General features: G+C 44.3%; 11 protein-coding genes and 3 pseudogenes. 3 read left to right on the top strand and 11 right to left on the bottom strand.

Features of this window, described 5'->3' with window-relative positions:
* Window positions 1-84: 84 nt before the first annotated feature.
* From FU659_RS28725 to leuC, 10 genes and pseudogenes are all read right to left on the bottom strand, one after another.
* Complete coding sequence (locus FU659_RS28725) at window positions 85-1,953, bottom strand: dynamin family protein (protein WP_147950712.1); 1,869 nt, start codon at window positions 1,951-1,953, stop codon at window positions 85-87.
* Complete coding sequence (locus FU659_RS28720; RefSeq protein ID WP_187274457.1) at window positions 1,929-3,770, bottom strand: dynamin family protein; 1,842 nt, start codon at window positions 3,768-3,770, stop codon at window positions 1,929-1,931. The genes FU659_RS28725 and FU659_RS28720 overlap by 25 nt, the downstream gene beginning before the upstream one ends.
* 85 nt (window positions 3,771-3,855) lie before the next feature.
* A pseudogene (locus FU659_RS28715) lies at window positions 3,856-4,125 on the bottom strand (NAD/NADP transhydrogenase alpha subunit); the annotation flags it as partial.
* Window positions 4,126-4,150: 25 nt separating this feature from the next.
* Window positions 4,151-4,797: pseudogene (nth, locus tag FU659_RS28710) on the bottom strand (endonuclease III).
* A gap of 217 nt (window positions 4,798-5,014) precedes the next feature.
* Window positions 5,015-7,474: an S-layer homology domain-containing protein gene (locus FU659_RS28705; protein WP_147950710.1), complete on the bottom strand. Its 2,460-nt coding sequence runs from the start codon at window positions 7,472-7,474 to the stop codon at window positions 5,015-5,017.
* Entirely contained in the window at window positions 7,459-7,743 is a 285-nt protein-coding gene (locus FU659_RS28700) for an S-layer homology domain-containing protein (RefSeq protein WP_147950709.1), read from the bottom strand. The genes FU659_RS28705 and FU659_RS28700 overlap by 16 nt, the downstream gene beginning before the upstream one ends.
* A 29-nt stretch (window positions 7,744-7,772) precedes the next feature.
* Entirely contained in the window at window positions 7,773-8,351 is a 579-nt protein-coding gene (locus tag FU659_RS28695) for a GerMN domain-containing protein (RefSeq protein ID WP_147950708.1), read from the bottom strand.
* A gap of 28 nt (window positions 8,352-8,379) precedes the next feature.
* A complete protein-coding gene (locus FU659_RS28690) occupies window positions 8,380-9,861 on the bottom strand; it encodes an N-acetylmuramoyl-L-alanine amidase family protein (RefSeq protein ID WP_222708659.1) in 1,482 nt (493 codons plus the stop codon).
* A 314-nt stretch (window positions 9,862-10,175) separates the two neighbouring features.
* A complete protein-coding gene (gene leuD, locus FU659_RS28685) occupies window positions 10,176-10,781 on the bottom strand; it encodes a 3-isopropylmalate dehydratase small subunit (protein WP_147950706.1) in 606 nt (201 codons plus the stop codon).
* 85 nt (window positions 10,782-10,866) lie between these two features.
* On the bottom strand, window positions 10,867-12,288 hold the full coding sequence (leuC, locus tag FU659_RS28680) for a 3-isopropylmalate dehydratase large subunit (RefSeq protein ID WP_147950705.1): 1,422 nt from the start codon (window positions 12,286-12,288) through the stop codon (window positions 10,867-10,869).
* Between the two features lie 359 nt (window positions 12,289-12,647).
* Between leuC and FU659_RS28675 the strand changes: the two are divergent.
* The 3 genes and pseudogenes from FU659_RS28675 (at window position 12,648) to FU659_RS28665 (ending at window position 15,522) form a co-directional block, all read left to right on the top strand.
* A pseudogene (locus tag FU659_RS28675) lies at window positions 12,648-13,539 on the top strand (LysR family transcriptional regulator).
* Window positions 13,540-13,564: 25 nt separating this feature from the next.
* Window positions 13,565-14,536 carry a helix-turn-helix transcriptional regulator gene (locus tag FU659_RS28670; protein ID WP_147950704.1) on the top strand — a complete coding sequence of 324 codons (972 nt, stop codon included), beginning with the start codon at window positions 13,565-13,567 and terminating at the stop codon, window positions 14,534-14,536.
* Between the two features lie 107 nt (window positions 14,537-14,643).
* Window positions 14,644-15,522, top strand: a complete 879-nt coding sequence (locus FU659_RS28665; RefSeq protein ID WP_147950703.1) for an SDR family NAD(P)-dependent oxidoreductase — start codon at window positions 14,644-14,646, stop codon at window positions 15,520-15,522.
* A gap of 277 nt (window positions 15,523-15,799) precedes the next feature.
* Here FU659_RS28665 and FU659_RS36545 read toward each other — a convergent pair.
* A partial coding sequence (locus tag FU659_RS36545) for a hypothetical protein (RefSeq protein ID WP_222708658.1) occupies window positions 15,800-16,024 on the bottom strand: 225 nt, incomplete at its 5' end.

The raw sequence follows: 16,024 nt of genomic DNA, 5'->3' as shown, positions 1-16,024 counted from the left end.
AACCTGCAATGTAAGCCTTTCCATGTGAATGTCGAGAAAAGGGTTGGCCAAGTTCCTAAGAACCAGACCAACCCTTTCATTTGTCTACCCTATGAAGCCTTTTAATTGATGCTGTTTGGATATCAGTTCGTTCAAATCAATCTTCATTTCAAGGGCATTGCGTGCTCCCTCTACATGTTCATTCAGTTGTTGCTGCATCTGCTCCTTTAGCTTCATCAGCCCATTTTCTAACTGATCCGCATATGCTTGCTCAAGTATCAACGTTTGCTGATCGATAAAGAGAGCGACCGGCGCATTCATGCGAGTTTCCAGCTCATTCCTTAGCTTACTCTTCCCGTCTCCCTCAAAAAATTGCTTTGCGTTCTTGAAATAGCTTTGTAATAGTTTTAACGAAACCTCTGTCACCTCTAACTGCGTCGCGACTTCTGGCGTAACAAAGTCATAGGCTTCATAGTTGCCGCTCTCGAATCCTTCCAGCTTTTCAATGAGCTGTTCTTCCCATCGCTTATACCGACGACCGCTAATCTTATTCATCTGATTCTCGACCCTTAGCGTTGTAGCCAGCACTTCCTGAGAGAGATCATAACCAATCATCCGCAGCAATTCGCTCCAAGCAGACTGAAGCGCTTGCTTCGGATCACGAATGTCATCGCGAAAGGTCGAAGGATTAAACGCATAATTGTAAAGCTCTCCGAAGCGGTACATCGTCCTCTGCTTGACATAGTACAAAAGTTCTTGAATTTCTTTTCTCAATTCCTTAAGCTCTGCCTCATAACGCGTATTCAGCAGCAGTTCCATGCCAGCATGTTCAGCTTGTTCCAACTCGGCAAGCTGACGTTTACGCTGCTCTTCACCCGACTGGGCGCGCTCCAACCATTGCTGCATGGTCGTTATGGCCCGCTTCAATTCTAAATTGGCGGCGTGAATGGCCACATCGCTAAGTTCATTAAACGTAAATTGAACAAAATCTTGCTCAAAAGGGCGAATTCCGGATTGCGCAACTAACTCATCACTGCCCGTTATTTTTCCTTCCGCAGCCAAATAACTGGAGATGGGATAGATACGCGGATTTCGAATACCATGCTGGATCAAATTCGTCTCCACATGCTTAATGACCCCATCCAGTTCTTCCGTACTCGCTGCCAGATCAGCTGCATTCACAATGAAAAACATTTTATCCATTTCAAAACTATCTTTCACGCGTCCAAGCTGCAGTAAAAATTCACGGTCTGCTTGAGAGAAAGCATGATTATAATAGGTGACAAAAAGAATCGCATCCGCGTTCTTAATATAATTGAATGCTACACCCGTATGTCTCGCATTAATCGAATCTGCTCCAGGTGTATCCACGAAAATGATTCCTTGATCAGTCAACGCATTGGAATAGTATAATTCTATAAATTCGACAAAACAGGATTTCGACTCATCTGCCACATAGCTGGGGAAATCGTCTTTTGTTATTTTAAGTTCTGTGCCTAATTGGTTTTGGGCGGCACTCCACCCTTTCTCCACGGCCTTTAAGAAGGAATAGTGCGGTTTGCCTTTAGCTGTTACGTCAGCAGGAGATAAGGCTGAAATCCGTTTCAATGCAGACGGCATATCGCCGGCTTGTACACCCAGCAATTCCAATGAGTAAAGAACATCCTGCAGAATCGCATCAACCTTCTTCATCTTGACCTTGGCGGTCCCGTGTTCCCAGCCTTCTTGCGGCGGCATAATTTTATTAATCGCCGCTGTGGTCGGGTTCGGGGAAACCGGCAGCACTCTTTCGCCAATAAGCGCATTGGCGAATGAAGATTTGCCGGCACTGAATGCGCCGAACAGTGCAATCGTGAACGTCCGCTCGCGCAGACGTTCGGATTTCTGGCGCATGGAGCGCGCGATTAACTTCATCGACGGCAGCCCGTCGATGAGGGATGAGGCCGCCATCAGATCAGCGGCCTTGCGCTCCATGCGCTGCCGTGTTCACCCGAGGTGAACGCGTTAGGCGCCAGAGCTGCCTCCGCAGGGGCAGCTGCCGTGCCCGAGGCCGCCGACGCTATCGCGGCGGCCTCCAGGATCGCTCCCATGGAGCTGACGTGCAGCTCCCCGCTCAGCGGGGCGGCTGCCGCCTCCTCCATGGCCGTGTACTGCTGCGCAGCCGGCAGCGCCGGCGCAGCTGGCCGCTCCCAGCTCGCCATGCGCAGCAGCTGGGCCTCGGCAGCGGCTTCAGCGTCAATCAGACGCTGAAGCTCTTTGCTCGCGCCAAGACGCACGTTCAGCGTCTCCAGCTCTGCCGCAAGCGCGTCAGCTTCTTGCGAAGCACGCTCGCGGATAGAGGCCACGAGCGCATCAATGATGGCAAAAGCTTGCTTGCGGTACTGCTGTTTCAATTCGGCAGACACCTGCTTCATATAGTTAAGCGTGTACTCGCCTCCGAAAACAGCTCCTGCATTTACTTGAGAAGCTAACCACTCCGTGGTCACATCGATCTTCAGTGCCTCAATCTGTGCCGTCAACTCAACATCATACTGCCCTTGCTGCTGTGCTGACTTCTTTAACGCATCCCGAAGATGCCAATCCAGATGAGCTTCTACTTGCTCAGCCAAATCCAATTGAAACGCCTGCAGCCGTTTCTCGGTCTCCGCGGCTGTTTGCGCAGCCCGGGAGAAGAATCCCACCTTGAAGCCCGGTTTACGGCTCTCCAAATAGGCATGCGCCTGATCCCGCGTCAAGGCAGGCGTTATATTGGCATTCTCGATAATGATGCCAACTTCCTTCCGAAGAGCCGCCGTTAGCGACTCCGGCAAACCACGAACTTCCGCAAGCTCCTTCGCTTTCGCTTCAGCTTGCTCTTGAACACCCTGCACGTCGCCTTCTTGGCTAATCTGCTCGATGAGATCATCCTTCTGCTGCTCATTCTGCTCAGCCAGCCATTTGCCATGCTCTGCGGCGAGATAGCGCGCGGATGCATCGATGCTGAAGCTGCGCAGCACATCACCGCGTTGAATCAGCTCGCTTAGAAGCCAGCGCAGCTTCGCAAATTCATTATGAGAATGGTTGGGCTCCTTCATCGTAACGAACAACAACCCGTCGGGTTCGATACCCCAACTCAGAAATGCCTGTCGGGTTCCTTCTTGATACTGAGGAAATGGGAGCTCCCATTCTTTGTGCTTATCAATCATATTGACAACCAAATAGAGCGGTTTTCCCCATTCCTTCATTTTCTTAGTGAACGCCAGATTCACTTCCGACTGTACATGATTGTAATCCATGACATAGAACACAACATCAGCCAGATGAAGCGCAGACTCTGTGGATTGATGATGGGCGTCATCCGTTGAATCTATTCCAGGCGTATCCAGCATAGCCGTATGATCTCCGAGAAAAGCAATCGGATAGGAGATCTCGACAGTTTCAATATCAGTTCCATTTACACAATAGGCTTCCAGTTCTTCAAGTCCTATTGATTTTTGCCTCTCCACAGCATACTTCGATTTATGCGTAACGTGAGCGCCAGGTTCCCCGTTTCGAATACTTACGATATTCGCACTGGTTGGAATCGGACTAGAAGGCAGCAGCGGATGCCCGCAAAGCTGATTGATCAATGTCGATTTTCCGGCAGAGAAATGACCACAGAACGCGATATTCATTCGCCCTGAGCTCATTTTTTCGAGCAGCTGCCCCATTTTACTTGCGTTATCCAGATCTCCGGTTTCTTGCAGCAATTGCTGCATCTCTTTCATCGCATCCGGCATGACCGAGATGCTTTTATCTATCGTTTGATTCATTGGACTACTTCGCTCCTTATTCACGTGCATGCTTCTGTAGGTGTAACAGAAAAAAATCTCCCAAGGGGAGATTTAGGTTTAAGATATGACTGCTTTTTCGTTTTCTGGCAAGAAAAATTTCGAAAACATCACGATGCTGAAGAATAGTGATGTCGGAATCTTTCACTTTCATTACGACAACCTCTGGCTTCGTTTTCATTTTGTCTATGTAGTTCTGAGGAACTTCACCGGATTCACTTATAGTGACACCTTCAATTACTTTTTCCTCATTATCAGCCAGTGGTGTATTAATAACTTGCTCATAGATATCGGAGAACAATTCAAAACTGTTGGTATATACGGCGATGCATTTCATTTGTATCCCATCCTTTGTTTACTTATCATTTGTTTGTAATAGTTTTCCTTAAGGTGCTTACTTTCATACGCTTTTTACCTTCTCGGCACTTGTCCAATAAAGGACAAATCACGCATTGTGGATTTTGCGCCTTACAGTGGTACCGACCGAAAAATATGAGACGATGATGCGTCTGCGTCCATTCTTCACGGGGGACTTTCTTCATCAGCTTCTTCTCAACTTCAAGAACGGAGTCGTCCACACCCACTAAACAAGTCTCTTGGATACTCGCTCTACGTGTGTGTCTACCGCAATAGCAGGCACACCGAATGCGTTGGAAACGACGACATTCGCCGTTTTGCGGCCTACGCCAGGTAGTTCAACTAATTGCTCGTGTTTTTCAGGAATTTGTCCGTCAAACTTGTCTAACAGTAACTGACAAAGCTTCTGGATGTTGCTTGCCTTATTTCGAAATAGTCCGATCCGACGAATATCTTGTTCCAATTCTTCAAGAGGAACAGACAAATAATCTTCAGGACGCTTGTATTTCGCAAAAAGATCCAAGGTCACCTTGTTCACAGTTTCGTCGGTACACTGAGCCGATAGGAGTACCGCAATGGTTAACTCAAACGGATTGCTATGCCGCAATTCACAATGGGCATCCGGAAAGAGTTCACCGATCGTATCCAAAATATGCCTTACTAACTTGAGTCATATTGTTACTTCCTTGGGGATGTAATAATCTACAGTGTAGCGAATTGTGATGGCAGAATCAATGCTTGAAAGCGTCAAAATGCGAACATTTTTTAAATTATGGCAGTTTATTTTAACTTTATTAAAAAAAACGTCTGTTTTTAGAAGACAAGCTCCTAATAAACAGACGCATAGTCATTATTTTGGTTCAAAAGATTTACTTCTCAAGTTCAATAATTTTTTCATCTAAAATGTAGGCCGTCACTTGATCGCCTGACACAAACGATGATGGCGACAATACATCTGTCCCTTTATGATAGTACGCTCTAGGAAATAAATTAAATGCTAATTTATCGTTTGAGTTTGTCGTTTTGAAGTTAATTTGATTCACAATATTATTATAATTATCGAATTCTCGCTTAGAGGCTGTCGCAACCTTAATGATAAGCTTATCGCTAGCATCCTTCATGACTTGTACACGATCTCCAACTTTTAAAGAAGCGAAACTTGAATCTATGCCGCCATTCAACTTAACTGCATAATTGCTGCCAGCGTTAATGACTTGATTTTTGCCGGTAAAATCTTGAATCGTTAAACTCGAACTTGCCGCGTTAACCGCTGTTACTTTCCCACGGATCGGACTTACGATCTCTGCTTTTACAACAGTTAAACCTTTGAATGTCAATTTCACATAATCATCAACCGCTAAATCTGTCAACGCGCCAACACTTTGATCCGCTTTTACAATAGGTACGCCATCCAGTGAAACCACATATGACGTATTGGCTTCATCGGTGACTGTAACTTGCTTGCTATTCACGTTTGCAAGTGCTGTTTTGTAAAGTGCCGTCTTACTGGTCACAATTTTCTGCACAATCGTTTGATCATAGCTGAGCAATAAACTAACATTATCGCCAACTTTCAAATCAGTTAGCGTACTATTCGGCTTATTCGCAAGCTCAACCTGAGGTGCATAATTCAATTTGAAGCTCAAGCTTTGTCCACTATCTGTTTTCAACGTAACATCATTCGTTTGAAGGTTCAATTGCGTCAATGCCCCGTCCAACTGCGAGGACATTTGAATTTGCGTGACATTATCTTTCGAAACGAGTAAATCAACGTATTTGCCTGCAGTAAAAGTACTGTTAAAGCTGGTAAAAGGAAGCTTAGTGCCAGCGTATGAAATGGAAACCGTATCCGTCAATTTATAAGCATGAGGTTTTCCTGTACTGTCAATTACCGTCAATAACTTCGAAGTTAAATTGTAGCTATCTATTTTAGCAAAATATAAGTTCTCAATAGAGCGATTCGTCACAGTAATTAAAGTAACTTTGTTATTCAACACGTCAAGTTTAACTTGATCGCCAGGCGCAATATCATAAATGCTGGCTGTTGCCAAGCCATTAATACGAACCTGCACATTATCTCCAAGCAAATAGGCAGCCAATGGAGCGCCCGCAGACTTGGTTATTGTCAAGTAAGTTTTATCGTCGCTTAAATCTTTCAGTGTACCCTCTACACTAACGCCAACATCCGCTTGCTTCTTAATGACGATCTTGACGAGTTCACTATTCTTCACGGTATATTCAATGGAATCTCCCACGTGTAATGAATTAATATCTACAAGGGTGTTGTCGGCTAAAGTTGCAACCAGATTACTGGAAAATCCGTAATTTTCAGTTTGTCCGGAATCCCCGCCAAGCACGGAAATTTGCATGGCTTCTTTATTCAAAGTTTGAATAGCGCCTGTTGAAGTTTTGTTAACCGGCACTTGCTTTACAATAATCGACGTATACTTATCTGTCTTCACAATTTTACTTTTGCGAAGTTCAATCGTACTTCCGTTAACGATCGAAGCAAGACTCAATCCGTGTCCATCCACATCTGTAATGGCTACGTCAGGCGCCAGGTCGTAACTCTCGTAATCGTCCAATGTCGCTTTCAAGCTGTTTATATTCAGCTTTAACAGCTTTCCTTCATGAATGTCCATTTGTAGGACGTCGCTCAATATCTCCACGTAATAGGCCGTTCCACTCACTTGCACAAGGGAAACCTCATACGTTTCTTGCAACGTTTTTGAGTCAATGGCACTATCATTTTTATTTCCGTAGAAAACGGTGCTCGGAGAAACTTTATATGTACTCGTGTTTCCGTCTTTGTCCATGATCCCGATCGTGCCGCTAGTTAAACTGGTCAGATAACCTTTCACAACTCGCGAAGGCAACGCAGTCAGTTCCTTTTGTGAACGACTTAAGAAAGCGGCCATCTGAGCGCGAGTTACGGCTCCCTTCGGTTGAAAAGTTCCATCCTCGAACCCGTCTACGATTTTCAAAGCCACAGCTGCATTCACATAGCCAAGTGTCGAACTGCTGATCGAACTGTTGTCATTAAACTTCGTCGATGTTGAAGTCATACTTTGGGCTAGAGCGGATTTACCGATCGCACGTATGACGATTTCAGCAACCCATTCTCTTGTAGCTTTGCGCTGCCCCCATTTTTCCTTTGATTTATCGTTAGCACCCCTTGCTTTTTCTTCCTCATTGGAAATCAGACCCTTTTGAAGAGCTACAGCTACATAATTTCTCGCATAATCATCCACTAACATAAAATCCGGGAATATCGTTACCGCTGTTGTCGAATCAACTTCACTTTGCAAGCCCATCATACGGGTAGCCATAATAAGCACATCTTGCTGAGAGACGCAGTCTCAGGACGATAGGTTCCATCCTCAACGCCTTCGATGATCCCTTCCAAAGCTAATTTGGAAATGTGTCGAATTCCCCAATAGTCGGATTTCACATCGGGAAATGAGAGCTTCACATTATTCGAATTGCCTGCATTTGAAGGCGTTGTTGGTGTGGTTGATGCTGCAAAAACAGGTGTTCCTGCCAGACTTGTAACTATTAATGATGTCACAATTGCGCTTGCTAATTTCTTATTATTCATTGGTCATATTGACTCCTCTGCTGGTTCATTTAGTTAGGTCTTTTTATTGGATATGGGAGCTCCAGATGGCCCATTAGACTATCCACCTGTTTACCATCCTTAGTCACATAGAGGGACTTCACCTCTGGAAATTGAAATACGGTTTTCTTCAAAGCCTGGAGAAACAAATCTTCTCCCGGTGCGCCTAATTGTGTTTTGGGACCAAATTTCATATCTACTTTAAGCTCACCCTTGGCTTTATCTAGGGTGGCGCTTGTAAATTTCATATCATCAAATAAAGAAACGGCTTTCGGATCTTCACTTTTCTTTAGCGCATTAAGGGCAGCTTCATAAACATCCGCATCCTGCTTGTAACTCACCGTAATATCTTTTTCTATCAGTTTCATTTCTTCCTGATCACTGTAATACACTTTAAGTTTTTTCTCTTTCAAGGGTTCAGGCGTCGGTGTTGGAGCGGCGCTTTGTAACACAGGCGCCGTACTCGGCGCGTTGGTTGCTTGTGGTGTTGAACCACTAATCAGTTGAGCCTTTTGACCGCAGGCAGTTACAGATAAAGTGATGGCACTTACAAGAAGCGCCCCTTGAAATAGGCGACTTGTTTTTGTCATCTTATTCACTCCTTAGAGCTTTCATAGCTTATTTGAGGTTCAAGTATTCTTTGATAGCTGAAACAATAGAAGCAGCAACCTTGTCCTGAAAAGCATCTTTATACATTGCGGCCTCATCATTTTTGTTAGACAAGTAACCGACTTCTACCAATACAGCTGGCATTGTTGTTTTCGTGATTACACGATAATCTGCTTGTCGCACTTTTCGATCCGCGAATCCTGCAGCTCCTACTACGTATTTATGAATGGTATTGGCGAAAGCAATGCTCTCCGGACGATTGTAATAGGTTTCAGTACCTGTAATCGTGGCTTTAGCGCTATTGCCATGAATGGACAAGAAGAGATCAGCTTGGTTGTCATTCGCAAATGAAACACGATCATCCAAAGGAATGAAGGTATCATCCGAACGAGTCATTAAAACAACTACACGCTTGTCCTGTGACAATAGGCTATTTACTTTCTTCGCTGTTGCAAGTGTAAAGTCCTTCTCATGCTTTCCGGTAATTGATAAAGCACCCGGATCTTGATCGCCGTGTCCGGCATCAATCACTACCGTTATTTGATGTTCAATAATGGAGGCAGTCCATTGATTGGTTGCTTTGCTTGTTTGGACACGATAATCCGCTGTGCTTTTGAGATCTAAGATTACTCTGACCGTAGCCGGATTATCAGAGAATTTGGAAAACCGTATTTTCTGCACAAGTGGATGCTTAGAAGGCAGTTCACCTGCATTATTGACTAACATTTTCTGGTACGAGTCATCCAAGGACATATTAGGAAAATCAAATACAATCCGATTTGGATTTGCCAATTTCATCATAGTTGGTGTTAGCGTGCCGTCTTTGGCTTTCACAACCAATTCGTTCGCTGTTAGTTCAATCGATGTAAGGACATGCACATTAGGATCCGGCGCCTTATCTCCCCCTGAAGTGCCTTTGCCTGCTTCTGGATCCGTTCCTTTTCCTGGATCTGTTCCTTTACCCGTTCCTGGATCTGGGTTTGTTGTTGGTGGCAATGTAGGAGTTTTCCCATTCTGTCCGTCTGGGTTCTTGTCAATGACTTCAACGGGACCCGTTACAGGCTTGGAATTGTCATCTGTATTTTTGAACATATGCACAGAGGATGTCGGAGCATCCCACTTAAATTCAATACCCAATTGTTCGCCAATGAAACGCAGTGGAAGCATAGTATTGCCGTTCGTAATGATCGGAGACACTTCCATATCCACTTTTTTGCCTTTAATTAGAGCACTTTTACTATCAATTGTTAGCTGAATATTGACGTCACCTTTGGTAATGGTTACCTTGCGTGTTCGTTCATCCCATTCTACTTTCGCGCCGATCTCCTCAGCGATAATTCGAACAGGAACAATGGTATTGCCGCTAACGATACGTGGTTGAACTTCATCTGAGACTAGCTTCTTCTCATTCATAAACAGCTTGATGGAAGCTGGAGCTTCGGCTCCAAAAGCGTAAGTAGGCAAGAGCAGCATAAACACGACAAATGTCAAAAGTAATACAGGATATTTCATCATTCACCTCTATGTAATGTCGGAATTAGGCAGTCATATCAATCTTTACAAAATCTATAACTTAAAAACTAGCAGCAAGATGTCCATTATATCAAAATAGTCACAATCCCGACAGCAAAACCTCCGTTCTTACGACATTCTAGTTATCTATTAGACGTGCAAAACTGCCAAAAGTTGCAAAAAAACAGACTTGAAATTTATGACAGATAATATCGTAAAAAAGCACAAAAAAACCGAAAGGCATTTTCGCCTCTCGGTTCACCTTAATTCTACCTGATTAGTTCACTACATTCTTATTTATAAGCCAAGCGTTTTTTATTGGCTTCTTCATAAGCCGTAATTTTCGCTTCATGCTGAAGGGTTAAACCAATATCGTCTAAACCTTGCAGCAAGAATTGACGACGGTGTTCATCTAACTCAAACGTAATGCTCAAGCCATAATCATCCGTCAACTGGTTGGTTTCCAGGTCTACGTTAAGCTTGTAGCCTTCGTGCTTCGCTGTACGTTGGAACAAGTCTTCCACTTGCTCTTCCGAAAGCTTTATCGGCAGAATGCTGTTTTTAAAGCAGTTGTTGTAGAAAATATCCGCATAAGACGGAGCAATAATAACACGGAAACCGAAATCTTGAATGGCCCATGGCGCATGTTCACGAGAAGAACCGCAACCAAAGTTCGCTCTGGAAATCAGAACGGAAGCCCCTTGATAACGCTCTTGGTTTAAAGGAAAGTTCTCAATGACTTTGCCCGCTTCATCCCATCTCCATTCGAAGAAAAGGAATTGGCCAAAACCGGAGCGCTCAATTCTTTTAAGAAATTGCTTAGGAATAATTGCATCTGTATCTACATTTACACGGTCAACTGGACCGACAAGACCTGTATGTTGTTTGAAAGCTTCCATATTCTCATTCTCCTTAGAGTTTTTCGTTAGAAAAACTAACTTCATAAGCATAGTATGAGTTTTAATCAAAACTCATGATCACACATTAAGCTTGTTGATATTCTTTGATTTCCCAATCACGAACATCAAAGAAATGACCTTTAATCGCAGCTGCAACAGCCATTGCCGGGGATACAAGATGCGTACGTCCGCCACGGCCTTGACGACCTTCAAAGTTACGGTTGGAAGTAGATGCGCAGCGTTGACCCGGTTGAAGAACGTCTGGGTTCATCGCTAAGCACATACTGCAGCCTGCATCACGCCATTCAAATCCTGCGTTGGAGAAGATTTTATCCAAACCTTCTTTTTCAGCTTGAATCTTCACGCGTCCTGAACCTGGCACCACAATTGCAGTTACGCTAGGGTCAACGGTGTAGCCTTGCGCAATCTTAGCTGCTGCGCGAAGATCCTCGATACGGCCATTTGTGCAAGAACCGATGAAGACATAGTCTACTTTCAGATCAGTCATTGGCGTACCTGGTTTTAAATCCATATATTCAAGCGCTTTTTCAGCAGCTTTGCGTTCATTTTCGGTTTCGAAGCTCTGTGGATCCGGAACAAGTGCGTTAATGTTCGTTCCCATACCTGGACTTGTCCCCCAGGTTACTTGCGGAATCAATGTATCGGCATCGAATTCAAGAACCCAATCATAAGTAGCCCCTTCATCTGTAACAAGTTGAGACCACTCAGCAACTGCTGCATCAAAATCCGCACCTTGAGGCACGTATTCACGACCACGCAGGTAGTTGAATGTCGTTTCATCCGGAGCGATCAGACCCGCTCTAGCTCCACCTTCGATGGACATGTTACAAACGGTCATACGCTCTTCCATGGAAAGTCCACGAATGGCTTCGCCCGTGTATTCAATCACATAACCAGTTGCAAAGTCAGTTCCGTATTTCGCAATAACGCCTAGGATCAAATCCTTTGCAGTTACACCAGGCTTCAAGTTGCCTGTGATACGGACTTCCAATGTTTTGGCTCTGGATTGCTGCAGGGTTTGCGTAGCAAGAACGTGTTCTACCTCACTCGTACCGATACCAAAAGCTAATGCGCCGAACGCACCATGCGTGGACGTGTGGCTATCGCCGCATACGATAGTTTTGCCCGGGTGTGTAAGACCAAGCTCTGGTCCCATAACGTGCACGACACCTTGATCAAGACTGTCTAGGTCAAAAAGTGTCACACCGAAATCACGGCAGTTTTGTGAAAGTGTATCGATTTGTTGTTTGGAAATCGGGTCCGTAATGTTGAAACGATCCTTTGTCGGTACATTATGATCCATTGTTGCAAAAGTCAGATCAGGTCTGCGTACTTTACGACCCGAAAGACGAAGTCCTTCAAACGCTTGCGGTGAAGTTACTTCATGCACCAGCTGCAAGTCAATGTAGATAACGCTAGGCTTGCCTTCTTCCTGGTTAATAACATGATTTTCCCAAATCTTCTCAAACATCGTTTTTTTACTCATATCCAGTCACCTCTTGTCATTATCCGCTCTAAATTGTTTAATGTGTTACCCTCATAACGTAGTTTAGCACGGAATACGTCATAGTTCCAAGATATAATAACTATAAGCTTCATAGATTTTCCCTATAAAACACTTCGTTCGTATGATCAAATGGATAAGAACGATATGGGTGGGTGAAGTTACTCTTAGCTGCTAAAACGTTTTAAGTGAAAGAATTTCACTGTCCACCGTTACTTGTTCCATTCCTCTAAAAAAATTTCTCTTACTTGGATACTTCTTGTGGTAAACTACGTCTACATTATAGGAAATAACAATAGGCAGGACGTTCATTATTAAAATTCAAGGAGATGATCCTTTCCATGGAGTTACGTCAACTTCAATACACGATTCAAATTGCCATTGAGCGAAACTTCTCACGCGCAGCGGAAAAGCTTCATATCGCCCAACCTTCACTCAGTCAACAATTGTCCAAATTAGAAAAAGAAATTGGCGTGCTTCTCTTTCAGCGCAGCACCAATTCTGTCGAGCTAACTCATGCTGGCTCCCTATTTGTTGAAAAGTCACAAAAATTCTCGATATGGTCGAGCAGCTCAAGAAAGAAATGGAAGATATTTCACAAATGAAAAAAGGTCGCTTAGTCGTTGGCAGCATGCCGATTACCGGATCGACGATACTCCCTTTCGTCTTGCCTGCCTTTCAAGCGGCTTACCCTGATATCCAAATTTCACTCGTGGAAGAAACGTCTTCGAACTTGGAATCGCTCACATCAAATGGGCAAACGGATATCAGCCTTCTTTCCCTACCGCTTCGTGAAGATTCTCTCGTATACGAGACCTTGCTGGAAGAAGAAATCGTATTGGCTGTTCCCCCTTTACACCCGCTGGCTTCCAGCAATGAGCCTATTCGCATAGATCAGTTAGCGAAAGAGGATTTATCGCGCTAAAAAAAGGCCAAGGGTTTCAGAAATTAACGCTGGAACTGTGCCAGCAAGCTGGTATCATTCCTCATATCGTTTTCGAGTCCAGCAACATGGAGACCGTCCAATCGTTGGTCGCCGCGGGCATGGGCATTGCATTTGTGCCTTATTTGATATCAAAAAGAAGTTTTAGCGAATTGTTTCCGGTCCATCTGCCTCTCGAAGGAAGGCCTACTCGAACACTGGTTATCGCCTATCGCAAAGGCAGATATATTTCTAAAGCAGCCGAGGCTTTCGTTTCAACGATGAAAGAGGTCATGAAAACGATCATTTAATATACGGAGAGGAGGCATCCGAGAAGTGAACAAAACTCAACGTTTAATTCAATTAATGTTGGCTGTCAATAATCGAATGAAATTCACGACGAAGGAAATGGCTGACGAATTCGGGGTATCGGAGAGAACGATGCACCGTGATTTGCAGGAGTTGAGTGAGCTTGGGATGCCACTCTATACCGAATTCGGTCCTAACGGCGGCTACCGTTTGTTGAAGAAACGGATGCTTCCTCCGATTTTGTTCTCTGAACAGGAGGCCGTGGCGATGTTCTTCGCCTTTCAATCACTCCAATTTTATGGAGCCTTGCCATTTGAAGCGGAGTCAACTTCCGCCCTGAATAAGTTTTATCATTATCTGCCGGCAGATACGAAAGCACGTATTGATTCGCTCAAGGATCGTGTCTCTTTTTGGACCCCAACGAGAACGCAAAGCTCTCCTTATTTGGAACAAATTTTGGAAGCTTCCCTCGACGAACAACCTCTGCGAATGATTTACGCCTCCAAGGATGGAGAAACAGAAAGAATTATCCAACCTATTGGCATTTATTCCTCCAATGGATACTGGTACTTGCCCTCTTATTGCTTTCTAAAAGAAGGCTTTCTTCTATTTCGTGCAGACCGCATACTCTTGTTGGAAAAAGCTGAAGTAAACCATCCGAGCAAAAACTTTGCATCCTCTAGCATTGCTGAATGGTTAAAAACCGGACATGAGAACGTAGCTAACTCTACCCCAATAAAGCTCCGAGTTAAACTGACGAAAGATGGGATAAGAGCCTATGAACGTAGGAACGGCGCGGAAAGCCATATTGAACTTAATGAAGATGGAAGTGGACTCTTGCAAACTGAGATGGACCGAAGCAATTTGCCCCATTTCTCTCGTTACTTTCTTAGTTTGGGAGCAGAAGCTTTGGTCGAAGAGCCTCTGGAGATGGTTATGTGGATTCGTGAACAAATTGACACTATGCGTCAGGCATACGGCATCAAAATGATTGAATAACTATGACAAGATTTGTCATGGATTAACCGTATCCTTAGAACTGAGCCTAATATTGCGAAAGCGTATGCTCTTGTAGTATTAGGTCATTAGTCTAAGGAGGTTTACTGATGCACACTAACAATAAAAAACTGTGTGGAAAAGTCGTGTTAGTTACCGGCGCCAGTCGAGGCGGAGGAAAAGGTATTGCCATGGCCCTGGGTGAAGCAGGTGCTATCGTCTATGTAACTGGACGCAGTACGAGAGCTTCAACAACTAGATCCGATTTATCAGGCAATATAGAGGATACGGCAGAAGCGGTTACTGCTCGCGGAGGACTAGGTATACCCGTACGTTGTGACCATACCGTTGATGAGGAAGTAAAAGCTCTTTATGAACAAATCTACAGAGAACAAGGTTCCCTCGACGTCGTCGTCAATAATGCTTGGGGCGGTTATGAAAACTATTATGACGTTGACTTTTCAGTTCCTTTTTGGGAGCAGCCCATGACACGTTGGGACAAAATGTTTGACGCAGGTCTGCGCGCTCAGATGGTGTCCAGCCGCTATGCGATGTCCACCTTTTTCCTTAAACAAAAATATGGTTTACTGATTAACACTGGCGTATATTCCGATTTTGGCGGCGATTATCCTGTTAATGTTTTTTATGATACGGTCAAACGCGCTGTTGTAAACATGACCCGCGGTATGTCCCACAATTTAAAAGCGAATGGAATTGATGTAACAGCAATCGCCTTAGCTCCGGGTTGGATGCGCACGGAAGCCGTATACAAACACTACGGTCTAGAAGCAGGAGATCCTGATTTCATGAAAATTGAGGACCTTCATCCGACCGAGTCTGTGGCATATATTGGTAAAGCGGTAGTTGAACTTGCCGCGGACCCTCATGTAGCAAAAAAAGCCGGGCAGCTATTGGAAGTTGGAACCCTAGCGAAGGAATATGGATTCACAGATATCGACGGTAGATACATCCCACCATTTCGAATATAACTAATAGTTGGCGTTTGGTAGTGGCAAATGTGTAAATCTGCCATTAACCGAACGCCTTTTTTTCAGTTAAGACAATTGTTGATTCTGAGTGAGCAACGCATGAAAATACACCGCAATTTCTTCATCACCTTTGCATTTGGTATCTACTTGTTGCGGTGTTAACTTCATTGGTCTCACTCCTCACAGAAAGAACTTCATGTAGTATTTTTAAGCAAGGACTCGTTTTTCCGCAAGTTCATCAAGAAAAACGATAGGAAAATCATCTTGACGGTTGTCTTTAAGCACGTTTATCAGCGTTACAGAGGATACGTACCCCGCTGATGGCTTTGTAAGCATGAAAAACCTGCTTATAAGAGGTGAAAAAGGGGAGCAAGCTGAAGTCTTGACTTGTAACGCTGGTTTTGAGACAGTCTATTAACTGTGGATAATGAAGAGGGGATACTCTCGCTGAGAAGATTTCGGCAATTAACTGGATAAATAAGGATGTTATATGGGCGGGAGT

Origin of the sequence: Paenibacillus sp. N3.4 (assembly GCF_008017805.1) — a bacterium.
Lineage (GTDB): Bacteria > Bacillota > Bacilli > Paenibacillales > NBRC-103111 > Paenibacillus_E.
This window is presented reverse-complemented; position numbering and strand designations above follow the sequence as displayed.

What these genes read in the sequence shown, in the direction of transcription:
- FU659_RS28725 (WP_147950712.1), bottom strand. Translation starts at nt 1,953, where the DNA reads ATGGAGCGCAAGGCCGCTGATCTGATGGCGGCCTCATCCCTCATCGAC.
- FU659_RS28720 (WP_187274457.1), bottom strand. Translation starts at nt 3,770, where the DNA reads ATGAATCAAACGATAGATAAAAGCATCTCGGTCATGCCGGATGCGATG.
- FU659_RS28705 (WP_147950710.1), bottom strand. Translation starts at nt 7,474, where the DNA reads ATGGCTACCCGTATGATGGGCTTGCAAAGTGAAGTTGATTCGACAACA.
- FU659_RS28700 (WP_147950709.1), bottom strand. Translation starts at nt 7,743, where the DNA reads ATGAATAATAAGAAATTAGCAAGCGCAATTGTGACATCATTAATAGTT.
- FU659_RS28695 (WP_147950708.1), bottom strand. Translation starts at nt 8,351, where the DNA reads ATGACAAAAACAAGTCGCCTATTTCAAGGGGCGCTTCTTGTAAGTGCC.
- leuD (WP_147950706.1), bottom strand. Translation starts at nt 10,781, where the DNA reads ATGGAAGCTTTCAAACAACATACAGGTCTTGTCGGTCCAGTTGACCGT.
- leuC (WP_147950705.1), bottom strand. Translation starts at nt 12,288, where the DNA reads ATGAGTAAAAAAACGATGTTTGAGAAGATTTGGGAAAATCATGTTATT.
- FU659_RS28665 (WP_147950703.1), top strand. Translation starts at nt 14,644, where the DNA reads ATGCACACTAACAATAAAAAACTGTGTGGAAAAGTCGTGTTAGTTACC.